The sequence below is a fragment of the Dactylosporangium thailandense genome (assembly GCF_059739745.1).
The window spans coordinates 2,069,892-2,086,884 of the sequence record NZ_AP029195.1 but is presented as its reverse complement, the minus strand read 5'-3'; the positions used below and the strand labels follow the sequence as shown (position 1 = coordinate 2,086,884).

The 16,993-nt window shown below is 72.8% G+C and carries 12 protein-coding genes; 6 read left to right on the top strand and 6 right to left on the bottom strand.

Annotated features, from left to right (window positions below; translation table 11 throughout):
- Positions 1-24: 24 nt before the first annotated feature.
- Positions 25-1,047 carry a LacI family DNA-binding transcriptional regulator gene (locus AC6JBM_RS09105; protein WP_497983150.1) on the top strand — a complete coding sequence of 341 codons (1,023 nt, stop codon included), beginning with the start codon at positions 25-27 and terminating at the stop codon, positions 1,045-1,047.
- 16 nt (positions 1,048-1,063) lie between these two features.
- On the opposite strand, the gene AC6JBM_RS09100 is transcribed toward AC6JBM_RS09105, so the two are convergent.
- Entirely contained in the window at positions 1,064-1,702 is a 639-nt protein-coding gene (locus AC6JBM_RS09100) for a response regulator transcription factor (protein ID WP_497983149.1), read from the bottom strand.
- A complete protein-coding gene (locus AC6JBM_RS09095) occupies positions 1,666-2,784 on the bottom strand; it encodes a sensor histidine kinase (RefSeq protein ID WP_497983148.1) in 1,119 nt (372 codons plus the stop codon). Before AC6JBM_RS09095 ends, AC6JBM_RS09100 begins: the two co-directional genes overlap by 37 nt.
- Positions 2,785-3,061: 277 nt before the next feature.
- Between AC6JBM_RS09095 and AC6JBM_RS09090 the strand changes: the two genes are divergently transcribed.
- The 4 genes from AC6JBM_RS09090 (at position 3,062) to AC6JBM_RS09075 (ending at position 10,362) form a co-directional block, all read left to right on the top strand.
- Positions 3,062-3,760 (top strand): hypothetical protein, encoded by a 699-nt coding sequence (locus AC6JBM_RS09090; RefSeq protein ID WP_497983147.1) that lies wholly within the window; start codon positions 3,062-3,064, stop codon positions 3,758-3,760.
- The gene (locus AC6JBM_RS09085) at positions 3,757-4,380 is read left to right on the top strand and encodes a sigma factor (RefSeq protein ID WP_497983146.1); all 624 of its coding nucleotides are present in this window, start codon (positions 3,757-3,759) and stop codon (positions 4,378-4,380) included. The genes AC6JBM_RS09090 and AC6JBM_RS09085 overlap by 4 nt, the downstream gene beginning before the upstream one ends.
- 125 nt (positions 4,381-4,505) lie before the next feature.
- Positions 4,506-5,186, top strand: a complete 681-nt coding sequence (locus tag AC6JBM_RS09080) for a hypothetical protein (RefSeq protein WP_497983145.1) — start codon at positions 4,506-4,508, stop codon at positions 5,184-5,186.
- Entirely contained in the window at positions 5,179-10,362 is a 5,184-nt protein-coding gene (locus AC6JBM_RS09075; RefSeq protein ID WP_497983144.1) for a hypothetical protein, read from the top strand. The genes AC6JBM_RS09080 and AC6JBM_RS09075 overlap by 8 nt, the downstream gene beginning before the upstream one ends.
- On the opposite strand, the gene AC6JBM_RS09070 is transcribed toward AC6JBM_RS09075, so the two are convergent.
- The gene (locus AC6JBM_RS09070; RefSeq protein ID WP_497983143.1) at positions 10,355-11,269 is read right to left on the bottom strand and encodes a class I SAM-dependent methyltransferase; all 915 of its coding nucleotides are present in this window, start codon (positions 11,267-11,269) and stop codon (positions 10,355-10,357) included. The two genes, AC6JBM_RS09075 and AC6JBM_RS09070, sit on opposite strands and share 8 nt — an antisense overlap.
- A 48-nt stretch (positions 11,270-11,317) precedes the next feature.
- On the opposite strand from AC6JBM_RS09070, the gene AC6JBM_RS09065 reads away from it, so the two are divergent.
- Positions 11,318-11,896, top strand: a complete 579-nt coding sequence (locus AC6JBM_RS09065; protein WP_497983142.1) for a helix-turn-helix domain-containing protein — start codon at positions 11,318-11,320, stop codon at positions 11,894-11,896.
- Here AC6JBM_RS09065 and AC6JBM_RS09060 read toward each other — a convergent pair.
- From AC6JBM_RS09060 to AC6JBM_RS09050, 3 genes are read right to left on the bottom strand one after another with little or no spacing between them, the layout of a single operon-like run.
- Positions 11,893-12,645 carry an aminotransferase class IV gene (locus AC6JBM_RS09060; RefSeq protein WP_497983141.1) on the bottom strand — a complete coding sequence of 251 codons (753 nt, stop codon included), beginning with the start codon at positions 12,643-12,645 and terminating at the stop codon, positions 11,893-11,895. The two genes, AC6JBM_RS09065 and AC6JBM_RS09060, sit on opposite strands and share 4 nt — an antisense overlap.
- Positions 12,620-14,080 carry a chemotaxis protein CheW gene (locus tag AC6JBM_RS09055; RefSeq protein ID WP_497983140.1) on the bottom strand — a complete coding sequence of 487 codons (1,461 nt, stop codon included), beginning with the start codon at positions 14,078-14,080 and terminating at the stop codon, positions 12,620-12,622. The genes AC6JBM_RS09060 and AC6JBM_RS09055 overlap by 26 nt, the downstream gene beginning before the upstream one ends.
- Positions 14,077-16,908 carry a methyl-accepting chemotaxis protein gene (locus tag AC6JBM_RS09050; protein WP_497983139.1) on the bottom strand — a complete coding sequence of 944 codons (2,832 nt, stop codon included), beginning with the start codon at positions 16,906-16,908 and terminating at the stop codon, positions 14,077-14,079. Before AC6JBM_RS09050 ends, AC6JBM_RS09055 begins: the two co-directional genes overlap by 4 nt.
- Positions 16,909-16,993 lie beyond the last annotated feature (85 nt).

Genomic DNA, 16,993 nt, shown 5'->3' with positions numbered 1-16,993 from the left:
AGTTTTCGAGAGGATGCGTCTGACGTGGGCAGAAAGCGCGCGCAGGTCACCCTGACCGACGTCGCCAAGCGGGCCGGGGTGTCGATCGCGACGGCGTCGAAGGCGCTCAACTCGCGCGGCGAGGTGGCCCCGGCGACCCGCCGGAGGGTGCAGCAGGCCGCCGAGGAGCTGTCGTTCCAGCCCAACGTGCTGGCACGCGGCCTGATCTCGGGCAACACCCGCACCATCGGGCTGCTCACCGACGAGCTGTCCGCGGCCCGCTTCGCCATCCCCGTGCTGCTCGGCGCCGAGAACGCGCTGGGCAACGAGCAGATGAGCGTGCTGCTGTGCGACGCCCGCGGCGACGCGATCCGCCGCCGGCACTACATCCGCACGCTGCTGGCCCGGCAGGTGGACGGCTTCATCATCCTCGGCGACGCCAACGACCTGCGCCCGTCGCTGACCCGCGACATCCCGGTGCCGGTCGTGTACGCGTACTGCGAGTCCGACGACCCCAATGACATCTCGGTCATCGCCGACGACGCCGGCGGCGCCCGCCTGGCCGCCGAGCACCTCGTGTCGCTGGGCCGCAAGCGGATCGCCCACATCACCGGCGACCCCGGCTACCGGGCCGCCCGCGACCGCGCCGCCGCGTTCGCCGAGGTCCTGGACGCGGCCGGGCTCGCCCCGGCCGGGGAGCCACTGTTCGGGCAGTGGTCACAGCGCTGGGGCCGCCACGCGGGCGCCCGGCTGCTGGCCGCCCACCCGGACGTCGACGCGATCTTCTGCGGCAACGACCAGATCGCCTCGGGCGTCGCCGAGGCGCTGCGCGAGCTGGGCCGCTCGGTCCCCGACGACGTGGCCCTCGTCGGCTACGACAACTGGGAGGTCTTCGCGACCGAGTGCCGGCCGCCGCTGACCACAGTGGACCTGAACCTGGAGCAGCTGGGGGCGCAGGCGGTGCAGCACCTGTTCGCGGTGCTGGACGGCGAGCAGCATTCGGGTGTCGTACGCCAGCCGGGCCGGCTCGTGGTCCGCGAGTCGACGGGTGTGGCGCCGGCCCGCTGAAAACTTTTCGGTCGTTTCAGGGCTTCGAATCGAGGTAGGCGAGGACGGCCAGGACCCGGCGATGGGTGTCCGGGGACTGGTCGAGCCCGAGCTTCGCGAAGATCTGCGTCGTGTACTTGCTCACCGAGCCCTCGCTCAGGAACAGCCGCCGGCCGATGACCGCGTTGGACAGCCCCTGCGCCATGAGCGCGAGGACGTCCAGCTCCCGCTCGGTCAGGCCGGCCGGGGCACGCCCGGGCGCGAGCAGCTTCGCGATGACGTCGGGGTCGACGGCCGTCCCGCCCGCGGCCACGCGCCGCAGCGCGTCCACGAACTCGTCGGTGTCGGACACACGGTCCTTGAGCAGGTAGCCGACGCCACCACCGCCGGCGAGCAGCTCGCGCGCGTACAGCTGCTGCACGTATTGCGACAGGATCAGCACCGGCAGCCCGGGCACCTCGCGGCGGGCGGCGAGCGCGGCCCGCAGCCCCTCGTCGGTGTTGGTCGGGGGCAGCCGCACGTCGACGACGGCGACGTCGGGCCGGTGCTCCAGCAGGGCCGCGAGCAGGTCCGGGCCGTTGTCGACGGCGGCGACGACCTCGAACCCGTAGGCGGTCAGCATCCGCTCGATGCCGGTCCTCAGCAGGTAGAGGTCCTCGGCGAGGACAACACGCACGGCACCTCCAGGGTCGCGCTCGTGGGACCACCGGGCGGACTGTCGACGGTGAGCGTACCGTCGAACGGCCGCAGCCGCCGCCGCACGCCCTCCAGCCCCGTGCCGCCCGCCGGATCCGCGCCGCCGATCCCGTCGTCGGACACGGCGAGCCGCAACGTCCCTCCACTGTGGACCAAAGACAGCGCCACGGTACCGGCCCGCGCGTGCTTGGCCACGTTGGTGAGCAGTTCCGCGGCGGCGAAGTACACCGCGGACTCCAGCGGCGGGGCGGGCCGTCCGGGCAGGTCCGCGGTCACCGTCACCGCGCCCGGGTGCTCCAGCGCCAGCAGCCGCAGGGCGTCGACCAGGCCGCGCTCGGTCAGCACCGGCGGGCGGATCCCGTGCACGAGGTCACGCAGCTGCCGTACCGCCTCCGCCGCCGTCTCCCGCGCCTCGCGCACGAGCTCGTCGGCGCCGTCGGGGTCCTCCCGCAGCCGCCGCCGGGCCAGGCCCAGCGTGAGCTGGATGGCCACGAGCCGCGCCTGGGCCCCGTCGTGCAGGTCGCGCTCGATGCGCTCGAGCTCGGCGGCCTGCGCGTCGAGGGCCTCGGCGCGGGTGTCGGTGAGCTGCCGCACGCGCGCGCTGAGCCGGGCGCTGCCGGCCGGGGCGAGCAGCGCCCTCGTCCACGCCGCGTGCGCCTTCAGCCCGGCCGGCAGCAGCACGGTGCCGATCACGGGGTCCGCCGCGAGCCACAGCAGGTCGCGCCACGTCGCCGGGTCGCGCCCGACCCAGTTGAACCACAGGCTCACCACGGCCATCGGGCGCCGGCGGTGGTAGTCGTAGCCGGTCCAGTACCAGCCTTGCTCGGTCCGCTCGACGACGGGCCGCGGCGGGTAGGGCCGCTCGATGTCCGTGCCGGTCCAGCGCCGGTGCAGGACCCGGCTCACGTCGGCGAGGCGGCGGGAGCCGGCGACGAGCACGACGAGCGCGGGAAACGACAGCGCGGCGTAGAAGTGGGTGAAGGCGAGCGGCGGCACGGCCAGCAGCGCCACCGCGGGCACCTTGAGGCCCAGCAGGGCGAGGCTCACCCGAACGCGCCGCACGCCGCCACCCCGACTCGCCGCCGACCGGTCGACCGACCTTCGCCACCACCGTACGGCGCCCAGAACCGCCCTGCGCGCCGCCGATCGGCCGAAGCGATTCCGGCACGGGCCGACCTACGATCCTCCTTGTGGGGCTGATCACAGATTCCTGTCACGGCCACCACGCTCCGTCGATACCTGTCGCTTCCCGGCATCTGCCCAGCTCCGCCGGTGGCCAGGCCTGGCCCGCCCGGCGTACTCGGCTGTGAACGTACCGGACCGAGCGACGGAGCGAACGGTGATCGGATACCTCGGCGCAGCCGCCGTCGCGGTGTGCCTCAGTGAACTGATGTTCGAGCCGCAGGACACCGCGTACTGGCGGCTCTGGCTCGGCCGGCGCCGCTACTACGCCCGCCGGCTGGCCCTCAGCGCGGTCCCGGTGCTGGCCGGCCTGCTCGCGGCCTGGCCGGTCGTGACCGGCACGACGGTCATCGAGCAGCTCGGCCAGGGCATGCTGGCCGGGGTGGCCGCGGCCGCGCTGCTGCGGGCCCGGGTCGGCCGCACGCACCTGCGCCCCGGGCCGCCGCGCGAGCGCGACTCCACCGGCGGCTCGGCCCGCGTCGACTCGGCGCTGGCGTGGGTGTACGAGCGGATGTGCCGGCGCATGGACGCGGAGTCCGCCCAGCGCATCCATGCCGAGCTCAGACGGCTCAAGCTGGACCCGTCCGGATACCCCCGGCTGCTGGCCAGCGCCGAGGAGCTCGCCGTGGTCCTCGGCCGGGAGTCGCGCAACGGCGCCCGCAAGACGCAGAAGGATCACGCGCTGGACTGCCTGACCGAGCTGCGCCGGGGCATGGACGTCGTCACCGACCGGCTGGCCACGACGCACCAGCGGCAGGTCGCGGCCTACGAGGTCGCCGAGATCCTGACGGTGGAGTTCGAACGGCGGCGCTGGGACCGGCACACCAAGGTTGATCGAGGGAAGGGGCCCACGTGACCGCGGCCGACAGGAAGACCGGCTTCACGGAGCAGTGCGTGACGCTGGTGCGGCTGATTCTCGAGCAGGACCGGCATCGGCTCGACGCCGAGCAGGAGGAGCAGTACGCGGCCGCTCTCCGGTCCGTCACCGACGGCCTGCCCCGGCTCATCCGCCGGGACGACCGTCCCGGCCTGGAGCCCGAGGACATCGCCCAGCAGGCGCTGCTGAAGTTCATCAACGCGATCCGGTCCGGCCGGGTCGACCCGGACCGCTCGCCGTCCGGCTACCTGCTCAAGATCGCCACGACCGTGGCGAGCGACCTGAAACGCCCCGGGCTGCCGCCGTCGCCGATCCCCGACGCCGATCTCGAGCGGATCTGGTCGGGCGTCGGCGACGACGAGGCCGATCGCCTGATCGAGCAGCTCGCCTCCGAGGGCCAGGTGCGCTCGGCGCTCGCGCTGGCCGTGCAACGCCGGGACATGTCGGTCGTGAACGTCGTGCACGAGTGGTTGAACCAGGCGCGCCGGACCGACGCCGACGCCACCCAGCGCGCCGTCGCGGAGGCGGTCGGGATGAGCAAGAGCGCGGTCGGCAAGTGCCTGGCCCGGCTCGAGCAGTACCTCGTCGAGGTCGCGTGAGCCGGCGATGAACATTTTTTCCGCGCACCGGCGGTGGCCACGGAGGTCCACGCATGCGTACTAGGGGAAGAGAGGCGCGGCCCAACTCAGCGCCGCGCACCGACCGCAATGACAAGGTGTCGCACATGACTGGTCGCGATCACTTCGGTGAGTCGGCGTCGAGCATGCCGGAGGAGAACGCCGCCGTCCTGGCCGCGCTCCCCGGTTCACTGGCCCAGTTCCTGGCCCGGCTGGATCTGCTGTCGCCGGCCGGGCAGAGCATCGCCCTGGAGGGTGTCGGTCCCGGCTCGCGGCTGCTGCTGGAGGCCCTGAAGGTGCTCGAGCACAACCGGCCCGCGCTGACCGAGCTGGGGTTGCAGATCGTCCGGCGGCTCGCCGAGGACGAAGCCGCCGAGGACGCGCCGTCCGCGAGCATCATCCAGTTCCGGCCGCGGGCCCGGCCCGTCGACCGGATCGTCACCGTTGCCTACGACGACGACACGCGCGCGCTCGTCGCGTCCGTCGCCACCCAGCAGCAGCACATCGCCCGCTACAACCTGCTGGAGGACGCCGCCCCGGCCGCACGCATCGAGGTCGCCCGGGCCCGCGGCCGGCTCCGGCTGTGGCAGCTGCCCGGAATCGGCAAGGCCACCGTCGTCTTCCACCCGACCATGGAGCCGCTGCCGATGCTGGGCGAGCCCGAGCTGGCGGTGCCCAACCCGGACGGGCTGCCGCCGTCGGCCCTGCTGCGCGACGTGCTCTGGCTGGTCGACGACACCGGCGCCGGCGAGCACTCCGAGCCGCACGAGGGCCGGGACCATGAGTAGGTCCGCGCCGCGGCCGGCCTGCCCTTCGGCGCTGCGCCTGCAGGCCGCGCTGCTCGACCTCGACCAGCGGGTCCGCCACGCCGCGCCGGACGCCCAGCCGGCCGCCCTGGCCGAGAAGGTCCGCGCCTGCCTCGACGCGGTGTACAACGAGCTGCAGACCGCGCTCCTCGACGAGGATCCGGCCGCCCCGAACCGGCTGCCGGCGTGGCTGCAGCCGGGCAATCCCGAGGCCGGCCTGGGGCTGCTGCGCGGGTCGCTCGGCCGGGAGGGCGATCCGTGGCCGGCGTTCGCACAGCACCTCGGCACGCTCGGCGGTGTGACGCGGCTGGCCAACATCGAGGAGGACTGGCCGGCCGACGAGGCCGTGCCACCGGCCCCGGACGCGTTGCCGGGACCGGAGCCGGCCGGCGGGCAACGCACCATGATCCGGATACCGATCCCGGTCGTGGTCGGGCGTTCGGCGAACGGGCTGACCGTCGAGCTGATCCTCGCCGCCGGCACCGATGCCGCGCCCGACGAGGCGGACCTTCCGGAGCTGACCCGGCCGTTCCTCGACGCGGTCCAGGCCGGCCTGCGCGCCGGCCTCGACCTGGCCGCCTATCTGGGCTGCCGGCCGGAGTCGATCGAGCCCTGGGAGTCGATGACACCGGTCGCCGTGTTCGGCGTGCCCAAGGGCTACCGGCTGGAGGACCGGTCGGCCGCCGCGCCGACGGCGGTCGCGATCGTCGGCGCGCTGCTCGATCTGCCCGCCACCACGACCGTCGTCACCGGCGACGTCGTCGACGGCCGGATCGAGCCGATCGAGGACAGCCAGTGGCACGCCAAGCAGGAGGCGGTGCGGCGCGGCGGGCGGACGCTCGCCGCCTACATCGCCCCGGCGCCGCTGGACGAGGCGTGCGCGCAGCTGTGGCCGCAGCTCTGGGACCGTGTCGTGCGGCGGACCGCACTGGCCGGGCTGGAGGCGCAGGGCCACGAGCTGTCGGCGGTCACCGACATCGGCACGAACATCTCCCAGGACGGGACCCCCTTCACGCTGGTGGAGTGGACCCGGACCACGACGGAGGCGCATCGGCGCCTCGACGTCGGCGAGCGCGTCCTCGTCATCGGCGGCCCCACCTCGTCCGGGCGGACCACCGCCGCGCGGCAGGTCGCGCTGGCGTGGAGCGGGCGGCATCGCGTGCCGGTGCTGGAGCTGCAGCTCAAGGACGGCCGCCTGCCGGACGAGACGCAGCTGCGGCACCTCGTCGACCTGGCCCGCCTGGCCCACGGCCACGCCCCGGACCAGGAGATCGTCGTCATCCTCGAGGACCTCGTGCCGCACGAGGACTCCGTCGACCTCGACACGGTGCTGACCGCCGTCGCCGAGGACTCCGCGACGCTGCTGATCGCGGTCTGCGTCTACAGCGGGCGCGGCGCGGCCCGCTGGCGCACCGATCAGGTGGCGACCGCGCCGGCCGTCAGCCGCCGCGACCACGTCCGGCAGTTCGCCGAGCAGTTCGTCGACGCCAACGCGCTGCCGAAGCCGAACCCCGGGACGCTGGGGCTGCTGTGCCGCGCCGCCAGCGGCGACCTGTGGTATCTGACGCGCCTGCTCCTCGAGCCGGCGCCGGGCCGCGCCGAGCCCGCCGCGGACCAGCGGGTGCGGGCGGCGACCTCCGCCCTGGCCGCGGACCCGGTCGACGAGGCAACCGACATCCGGCGGGTCGTCGAGCTGCGCAACCAGTACGCGGCCAAGTGGAGCTACGGGATCTCCGCGGGCGACCTCAACGAGATCCGCATCGTCGCGGCGAGCAGCCTGCTGCGCATCGCCGTGCCGGACTCGATGCTGCGGGGCTCGACGCGCGAGCGGCTGCCCAAGGCGGGCGCGATGCGTGACGGCAGCAACCGCTGGTACATCCCGCGCAGCGCGATGTGCCGGGCGCTGCTGACGCCGCGCAGCGGATATCCGCTGACCGCCGAGGGCGAGGCCGTGTGGCGGCGCACGACCGAGCAGCAGGCCGACGCGCTGCTGCCGTTCCTGCAGCACATCCTCGAGTCCGGCGACCCGGTGGCGGTCGGCTACACCACCGCCCTGCTGACCGCCGCCGCGTCCCTGGACCAGAAGCTGCACCGCCGGCTGCTGCCGCAGATCGCCGAGTCGATGATCGCCGCCCTGGGGCCGGGCTCGCCGCCGACCCTCATCGCCCGGGCCCTGCTCGGCGGCGACGAGCAGTACAGCCAGGCCTACCGGATCACCCTGTTCCGGGTCCTGCTCGAGGCGCTGAAGGCCCAGGGCTGGGAGCGGCTCAGCGCCCGGGAGGTCTCGACGTGCCTCAACGCCATCCGGTCCTGCCGCGACCTGCACACCGGCCCGGAGGTCGGCCAGCACAACCTCAACGGTCTCTACATCCACGTCCGCAACGCCATCAGCACCGGCGTGCGCCGCGGGCTGGCCCGCAGCAGTCCCGTGCAGGGCGTCCTGGTCATCTACGAGCTGGGGCAGTTCTACGAGCAGGAGACGGCCAAGCACATCACCGAGCTCGCCACCCTCGCGACCGCCCGGTGCAACCCGCGCCGGCTGGAGGACTACGCGGCGGCGATCTCGCTGGTCCAGGCGGCGGTGCGGTTCGGCCGCTACGGCGCCTTGCGCACCGAGATCACCGAGGCGTTCGCCGACGCCGAGGGCGTGCAGCGGCTCATCACGTACGACGCCCACCGCGACGCCGGCGCGCTGCTGGCCCGCGCCGCGCTGAACCTCCTCGTCAACGAGCGGGCCGAGCCCGACACCACCGCCCTGCACGAGCGCGTGGCGGACGAGGTCCGCGAAGCCCTGGAGCGCTCCGGGCCGGGCCGGGTCGCCTTCGGCCTCGAGCAGCTGCGCCGGGTCGACATCGTCTCGGCCCGCCAGATCGTGCGCCGCGTCGTCATGGCGCCGTGGCTGCGCTCGACGCTGGGCCGCATCGACGAGCGGACCGGCGGCTGGGGCAGCACCACGCGCCGCCACGCCTCGCCGTGGGAAGCGGCGGAGCTGATCCGCAAGGTCACGGCGACCAACTGGCAGACCGTGGCCGAGGCGTTGTACGGGCCGGACCGCGACTGCGCCGACGGCATGGTCGTCGAGGGGCTCGCCCGGCGGGTCATCGACACCGGCGACGTGAAGGGCGTCGGTCACATCCTGTCCGCCCTGGCCGCGTTCGACACCCTGTGGGGCCCGGGCGGCAGCAGCAACGCCAGCGCGCAGCTGTGTGCCCGGCTGGTCGCCTTCGTCGGCCAGGCCTTCAACGGAGAGCTGCGCGGCAGCGTCGTCTACAAGACGATGGAGGCGCTGATCAACGCCGACATCTCCACCGAGCACCTCCGGCCGTTCCTCGAGCGGTGCGCCGACATCGTGGTGTCCGAGGCGAGCGACCACGACAAGGACCACACGCCCCGGCTCGCGCTGCTGCTCGGCGCGCACGAGTCCGCCGGCCCGACCTTCCTGGCGGCCCTCTACGAGCGTCTCGACGAAGGGGTGCTGCTGCGGCACATCAGCCAGAGCCAGACCGCGGACGCCCGCATCGGCTACATCCGGCTCGCCGCCGCGCTGCGCCTGATGCGGGAGGGCAACTTCGTCGTCGACTTCTCCACCGGCTACCGCAAGGGCCTGACGGAGCTGATCCGCAAGGGCAACGTCCTCGACGCGCTCAAGACCATCGACGTCTACGCCGAGGTGCTCAAGGACGCCGAGGACGTCGACATCAGCGCGTTCGAGCTCATCGAGCACGTCAGCACCAGCCCGCAGGTCTGGGCGGCGCGCATCCAGGCCCTGCACCATCCGGGCAAGATGGCGCACGCGCTCGTGCTGCTGCGGCGCCTGGCCCCCCGGGCGTTCACCGCCGACTGCGTCTCCCGGCTCGACGACCTGCTGGTGGGCCGGACCATCGCCCCGGCCACCCCGCGCGTGCCGCAGCAGCGCACCGGCGGGCCGGCCGCGGCGGCGGCCCCGTCGGCCCGGCCGAGCCCGTCGGACCTGGCCCGCAACGCGGGCCGCGGGCGCGCACCCCAGCTGCGTGGCATCCTGTCCGTGGTACGGCGCGGCTTCTTCCCGCCCGCCGAGGCCATCGAGCTCATCCGGGCGATCGACGCCATCAACGACGACTGGGCGCGGGTCGTCGGCGAGGCCCTGGCCAAGGAGCCCCTCTGGCCGCAGCGGGCGCGCGCGCTCATGGACAGCGACAACCCCGTGCTGATCGGGGACCTGATGCGCAAGACGGCCGAGGTGCGGGTGCTGCCGCCCGAGACGGTGGCGAACAAGGTCCTGCGGTCCTGGAACGCCCAGGCGGAGCACCTGCGCTCCCCGAACGCGGTGCAGAGCCTGCTGCGCGGCTTCGCCGCGTTCTTCTACCTCGAGCAGGTGGCCGAGGAGTGGGCGGAGCAGCTGCGCATCGACCGCATCGCCGCCCGCATCCGCAACGGCTACGCCTCGGACCTCAAGCGCGTGCCGGTGCTGATCCACGCGCTGCACCAGTGGGGCCCGCGGCACGCCGCCGACGAGATCGCCGCCGCCGTGCCGCTGCACGCGACCCAGGTCGTCGACGCGCACTCGGCGACCTCGCTGCTCGCGGCGCTCGACCTCTGCGACCGCCGGCTCGGCTACCGCCACGCGCGGGAGGCCGCCGCCACCCTGGGCGCGCTCGCCGCCCGGACCTTCGTCGTCTCGCCGGACCGGCACTGGCAGGAGTTCGGCTGGCTGGCCCGCACGATCAGGCGCCTCGGCGTCGGGCTCGACCGCGGGCTCGCCGAGCTCGGCGCGGTCGATGAGATCGCCAACGACGTGACCCGGGCCTGGGTGCACAGCAGTCTCGGCAGCAGCAAGGCCGACGAGGTCTTCGCCGCCGGCGACAGCGACCTCTTCGCCGGCTGGACACCGATCGACCACGCGGCCCGGCTGACGGCGCGCTGCGCGGCCGGCACGATCGACGCCGACGACCTGGCGCGCATGGAGTCCATCCTGGGCCACCTGCCGCCGCGCTGGCAGGTGGAGCTGCTGCGCTGCGCCACGGCCGGCCCGGAGGCCGCGGCGCTGCTGCGGCCCGCCGACATCACGTTCTACCGGGACGAGGCCACCTACGCGCTGTCGATCGGCCAGCCCTACGGCGCCGAGATCTCCCGGCTGCTGGCCCAGGTCCCGCCCGGCGTGGCGGAGCCGGTCAGCTGACCCGGCGGGCGATCCACACGGTGCGGGCGGCGCGGACGGTGAGGTCGGCCCGGCGGCGCAGCGCGCGGGGGCCGTCGCCGAGCAGCGCGTCCAGCGCGGCCACGTCGGCGGGGTCGAGCAGGTCGGCGAGGCCCTGCCTGGTGCGGCTCAGCGACGCCTGCGCGTAGCGGGCGGCCGCCTCCGGCAGCGGTGCGCTCAGCGCCGCCTCGAAGCGCCGCTCGGCCTCGACCTTCAGGCCCGCCCCGGCCAGGGCCGCGGCCCAGTCGTCGCCCATGTGCGGCATGTCCTGCTCGCGGCGGCGGGCCATCGCCGCGTGGCAGCGCTCCTCCAGGCCGCCCTCGGCACCCTCGGGCAGGAACCTCGGGAACGAGTCGAGCTCGGCCAGGGCCAGCAGCCCGTCGGGGGCGAGGGCGGCGCGGATGTCGGCGAGCACGCGCGCCGGGTCGGCCATGTGGTGCATCGAGTTGGCCGCCCACACCAGGTCCAGCCCGTCGAGCCCGGCGGGCCAGCCGGCGTCGAGGTCGGCCCGCAGCGTGCGGACCCGCTCGCCTTCGCCGCGGGCGGCGGCGTTGCCGGCGAGGCGGTGCAGCATGGCCTCGTCGGCGTCGACGGCGGTGACGGTCGCGCCGGGGAACTGCGCGAGCAGCCCGAGGGTGCCGGCGCCGGTGCCCGCCCCGAGGTCGGCGACGCTGCGGACGCGGCCGGACGGGTCGTGTGCGCGGACCCAGCCGAAGATGCCGGTGTGGTAGTCGTGCAGGACCTCGGCGTCGAGCTCGAGCAGCTCCGCGAGCCCCTCGTTGTGCTCGTGCCCATGATGCCCGTGGCCATGACCGTGGGCGTGGCCGTGGGCGTGACCGTGGGTATGGCCGTGGGTATGGCCGGATTGGGGGTGACTGTGCGTGTGCATGCGACCGACTGTAGCCGCGTCTTGCCGCAATCGCATAGCATCTTGCGTATGAAGCAAGAAACAGATGACGGGGACCTCGACACGCTCGTCCGCAAGCGGATCCGGGGGCTGCGCGCCGCGCTCGGCATGTCACTCGACGACCTGGCCGCCGCGTGCTTCATCAGCCCGTCCACGCTCAGCCGCATCGAGACCGGGCACCGGCGCATCAGCCTCGACCAGCTCACCGCGATCGCCCGGGCGCTCGGCACGAGCCTCGACCAGCTCGTCGAGTCCGCCGACGCCGACGTCGTCATCCGGCCCCGGCACGAGCCCGCCCGCGGCATCACGACCTGGACCCTGCGGCACGAGGCGGGCCCGGGCGGCACGACCGTCGCGAAGATGCGCATCGACCGGCCGCTCCCGGGGCCCGACCAGCTCAAGGCCCATCCCGGCTTCGAATGGTTCACGGTGCTGTCCGGCACCATCGCGCTGCGCCTCGCCGAGCGCCTCATCATCGTCGAGACCGGCGAGGCCGCCGAATTCTCCACGATGGTCCCGCACGCGTTCGGCAGCCACGAGGGCCCGGCCGAGATCCTCGGCATCTTCGACCACGACGGCCGCCGCACCCACCTGCGCAAACTGCCCTAGATCACGTCCCACGCAACGCTCGCCTCGGCGTCGGCGACCGCACGCATCAGCGCGGCGTCGACACCGAAGCGCACGTCGTCGACCGCCACCACCGGGGCCACCCCGATGGAGTTGGCGACGAACGCCGCACGGAACGCACCCAGGTCCGCAAGCGCCACCCGCGCGTCGACGGACCGCAGCAACGGCTTCAGCAGCTGCATCGCGATCCCCGGCAGGTGCGGGGAGGAAGGCCACGTCACGACGGTACCGTCGAAGAACGCGACGTTGGCGATGGCCGCCTCGCACACCGCACCCCCCGCGTCGACCAGCAGCGCGTCGTCGAAGCCCTCGGCCCGGGCGCGCAGGCCGAAGTAGCTCTGCCCGAAGCCGCCCACGTGCTTCAGATGCGCCGCCGGCCGCACATACGGCACCGAGCGCAGCCGCAGCGGACCCGCCGGCGGGACGGCCGGCGGCCGCACGGAGACCACGGTCATCAGCTCTTCGCGCCGGTACACATTGACGCGCACAGAAGCGTCCGGCACCCCGCGAATCGCCTGCCCGAGATAGCCCCGCACGAGCCCCGCGTCCAGGGACGCGCCGAACAGCTCCCGGGACGCGTCCGCAAGGCGGCTCAGGTGCAGCTCCAGGCCGCGGACCCGGCCGCCGCGCACCTGCATCGCGGTGAAGTGGCCGTAGTTGGACAGCAGCGCGTGGGACAGCTCGGCGACCGTCGGCTCCCGGCCGTCAATCTCCACCCGGATCGGCTCCACGATCGCCAACCATAGTGCGGGCGAACTCCTCCAGATCCAGCCGGGCGAGCATCCGGGCGCCGATCTTCACCAGCGGGCTGCCGGCCAGCGTCGTCGGCGCCGGGCCCTCGCCGGCGATCCGCTCCTCCCACGTCGACTCCTCGATCGCGCGCAGCGCCGGCACGATGAACCCGACCCCGCCGACGAGCAGCACCCGCGCCGCCGCCGGGTCGATGTCGGCCCGCTCACCGAGCAGCGCCGGCAGGTCCACCAGCGGCACCGACGTGCGGTGGTGCGTGAACACGCCGCGCAGCGGGCCGCCGCCGACGAACGGGATCACGTCGTCCGGGTGCGGCACGATCTCGGCGATCTGCGCCAGCGCCGTGGCCACCTCCGGCCCGGCGAGGTACGTGAGGTACTTGCGGACCCGATGCTCGATGACCCGCCCGTCCTGCGGCGGCGCCTCGTGCCGCGGCGCCGCCCCCGAACCCCCGACCGGCGTGCCGAGCCCGGCCAGGGTGCCGAGCTCCCCGTCGGCCCGCAGCCGCGCCCCGTCGAACACCAGATACGAACCGCCGTCCTGGCCGGGCAGGATGCCGACCGCGTACTGCGACGCCGGCAGCCCGAAGCTCGGCATCGGCAGCACGTCGCCGTCGGCCACCGGGACGATCGACACCACCTCGGTCACCGCGAACGTCAGCAGCCCCCGCTCGTAGGCCAGCGCCACGCCCCGCTTCACGTCGACCGGGGCCAGCGCGCCCAGCCCCAGCACCGCCAGCGCGTCCACGGCCGGCACGTAGTGCCCGGCGAGCTCGATGACACCCTGGATGATGCCGCCGTCGATCGGCGAGGACTTCAGCACCAGCTCCGGCACGACCGAGTGGATGTGCGACACGTCCACGCACAGGCCGATCTCGCCGGCCCGCAGCAGCATCATCATGCGGCGACTGCCCGTACCACCGTCGCGCTTCTGCTCCTGCGCCTGCGCCATCGCACCGCTCGGGCCGCCCGTGTCGGTCGCGAGGACCATGCCCGGCAGGCGCTGGATCGCCACGCAGTCCAGCACGCACACGACCGCACCGTCATCCGGCCGCTCGAACGTGCGCGCGAACACCTGCGGCAGCTCGCTGTTGACCGAGATCCCCAGCTGCTCGCGCTCCTCGACCTGCACCACGCCCCGCACCGCGTCGGCGAGCAGCCCGAACACCGACCCCTCGTGGGAGGCGACCACGACCACGTCCTGCCCCGACGGCGACTCCACCCCGAGCATCCGGCGCAGATCCAGCACCGGGATCACCTGGTGACGCAGGTTCACCGCGCCGACCAGGCCGGGCGCCGTGGCCAGCAGCGGGTTGAACGACGACGGGCACGGCATGACCTCGCGCAGCTCCGACAGCGGCAGCGCGACGTGCACGTCCGCGACCATGAAGACCCCGTACAGGATCCCGCCGCTCATCCCTCGATGCCGATTTCGGCCTGCGGCGCCGCCCCCACCAGGTCGCCGATGAGCGAGTTCACGGTACGCGACGCGTCCTGCTGCATCTGCGTCTGCGTCACGATGTGGTGGATCGACTCCGCGGTCTTGCCGACGCTGCGCAGGATCTCCTCGAACGCGTCCTGCGCCCGCTGCGCCACCTGCGACCCCTGGTTGATCCGGGCCGCCGACTCCTGGATGAGCCGGCTGATCTCCCGCGCCGAGTCCGACGACCGCTCGGCCAGCTTGCGCACCTCACCGGCCACGACCGAGAACCCGACCCCGTGCTCACCGGCCCGGGCCGCCTCGATCGAGGCGTTGAACGCCAGCAGGTTCGTCTGCGAAGCGATCTCCCCGATCACCTGCACGATCCCGGCGATCTGGTCCGAGGAGCGCTCCATCAGGTCGATCGCCTCGATGGACTTGCGCAGCTCCTCGAAGCCCCGCTGCGCGTTCGTCTGCGTCTCCCCCGCCAGCTCGCTGGCCTGCCCGGCGTTGCCGACGATGGTGGCGATCGACGTGCTCAGCTCGTCGATCGCCTTGCTCATCTCGCGGCTCTTGACGCTCAGCCGCTGCTCCAGCTCGACCTGCTGGGTGACGTCGGTGGCGAACTTGATCACCTTCACCGGGTCGCCCTTGAGGTCGAAGATCGGGTTGTACGTCGCCTGCAGGTACACGTCCCGGCCGTACTTGCCGATCCGGTGGAACCGCCCGCTCAGGATCTCGCCCCGCCCCAGCCGCAGCCAGAAGTCGCGGTACTCCTGCGACGTGATGTACTCCTGCGTGCAGAACATGCTGTGGTGCTGGGCCAAAATCTCCCGCATCGAGTAGCCCATGGTGCGCAGGAAGTTGTCGTTGGCGACGAGCACGTTGCCGTCGAGATCGAACTCGATCACCGCCTGCGCCCGGTTGATCGCCGCGACCTTCCCCTCGAACTCGGCCGTGCGCAGCTTCGCCAGCGTCACGTCGGCCGCGAACTTCACGATCTTGTAGGGCCGGCCGTCGAGATCCAGGATCGGGTTGTACGTCGCCTGAATCCACACCTCGCGCCCGTCCTTGCCGACCCGCTTGTACTCCCCCGAGTCGAACTCACCGCGCCGCAGCCGCTCCCAGAAGTCCTCGTACTGCTCCGACTGCGCCTCCTGCGGGTCCACGAAGAGCCGGTGGTGCTTGCCCCGGATCTCCTCTAGCCCGTAGCCCAGCAGGTCCAGGAAGTTCCGGTTGGCGTCGAGCACCACGCCGTTCGTGTCGAACTCGATGACCGCCTGCGACCGGTTCATCGCGGCGACCTTGCCCTCGAACTCCGCGTTGCGCGCCTTCTGCTCGGTGACGTCGACGGCGTACTTCACCACCTTGTACGGCCGGCCCTCGAGATCGAAGATCGGGTTGTACGTCGCCTGCAGCCACACCTCCCGGCCGCCCTTGCCGAACCGCTTGTACTCCCCCGACTCGAACTCCCCGCGGGCCAGCCGCTGCCAGAACAGCCGGTAGTCCTCCGACGCGGCCACGATCGGGTCCACGAAGATCCGGTGGTGCTTGCCCTTGAGCTCGTCGGGCGAGCCGTAGTTCATCGTCTCCAGGAAGTTCCGGTTCGCCGCCAGGATCATCCCGTCGAGGTCGAACTCGATGACCGCCTGCGCCCGGTCGATCGCGGCGACCTTCCCCTCGAACTCGGCGTTGCGGTTCTTGGTGTCGGTGATGTCGGTGGCGTACTTCACCACCTTGTACGGCCGCCCGTCGAGGTCGAAGATCGGGTTGTAGCTGGCCTGCAGCCACACCTCGCGGCCGTTCTTGCCGTAGCGCTTGTACTCCCCGGACTCGAACTGCCCCTTGGACAGCCGCTGCCAGAAGCCCCGGTAGGCGTTGGAGCGGGCCTCGTCCTCGCTCACCAGCATCTTGTGGTGGCGCCCGACGAGCTCGTCGGGCTCGTAGCCGGTGACGTTGCAGAAGTTCCGGTTGACCGCCTTGATCGTGCCGTCGAGGTCGAACTCGATGACCGCCTGCGCCCGGTCGACGGCCGCGACCTTGCCGATGAACTCCGCGTTGGTGAGCTTGGTGTCGGTGATGTCCAGCGCGTACTTCACGATCTTGTACGGCCGGCCCTCGAGATCGAAGATCGGGTTGTACGTCGCACGCAGCCACACCTCGCGACCGCCCCGGCCGATCCGCTTGTACTCCCCGCTCTCCACCTCGCCGTGCGCGAGCTTCGCCCAGAACTCCGCGTACTCGGCGCTGTTGGCGGTCCCCTCCTCGACGAACATCCGGTGGTGCTGCCTGACGATGTCGCCGAGCGCGTAGCCGGTGAGCGTCAGGAAGTTCTCGTTCGCGGTCAGGATCTCGCCGTTGAGGTCGAACTCGATGACCGCCTGGGCCCGGTCCACCGCCGAGTACTTCCCGCGCAGCTCCGCCACCAGCCGCCGGTCGTTGGTGATGTCGTAGGCGGTGATGAGGATCGCCTCGGTCTCACGCCCCGCCCCGCCGACCGGCCCGCAGTTGAACCGCAGCCAGCGCTGGCGCCCGCCGCTGTCGACGATCGAGTTGACCATCTCGATGAACTTGCGCTCCCGCGCGGCGTCGAGGAGCTGGTCGACCGTCTGCGACTGCAGCTTCCAGATGTCCTCGAGCCGCCGCCCGACGATCTCCTCGATCGGCGCGTCGGTGGTCTCCAGCACCCGGTCGTTGACCGAGATGACGGCGCCGTTCTTCGCGTTGAGCACGATGACCAGGCGCTCCTGCACCAGCAGCGCGATCGCGGCCTGAGCCAGCGCGGGCGTCGCGTTGTCGTTGACGAGACCGGTGGATTCGGGCACGGGTTGCTCCTCGGGTGCCGCCGCCTTGCTGATCACCGGCCTGTTCGGCGGCTTTCGTCCCGCCTTGAGACAACCGTCCGCCCCG

Excerpts from the sequence above, each read along its gene's own strand:
- AC6JBM_RS09080 (WP_497983145.1), top strand. The coding sequence starts at position 4,506 with ATGACTGGTCGCGATCACTTCGGTGAGTCGGCGTCGAGCATGCCGGAG.
- AC6JBM_RS09075 (WP_497983144.1), top strand. The coding sequence starts at position 5,179 with ATGAGTAGGTCCGCGCCGCGGCCGGCCTGCCCTTCGGCGCTGCGCCTG.
- AC6JBM_RS09070 (WP_497983143.1), bottom strand. The coding sequence starts at position 11,269 with ATGCACACGCACAGTCACCCCCAATCCGGCCATACCCACGGCCATACC.
- AC6JBM_RS09065 (WP_497983142.1), top strand. The coding sequence starts at position 11,318 with ATGAAGCAAGAAACAGATGACGGGGACCTCGACACGCTCGTCCGCAAG.
- AC6JBM_RS09055 (WP_497983140.1), bottom strand. The coding sequence starts at position 14,080 with ATGAGCGGCGGGATCCTGTACGGGGTCTTCATGGTCGCGGACGTGCAC.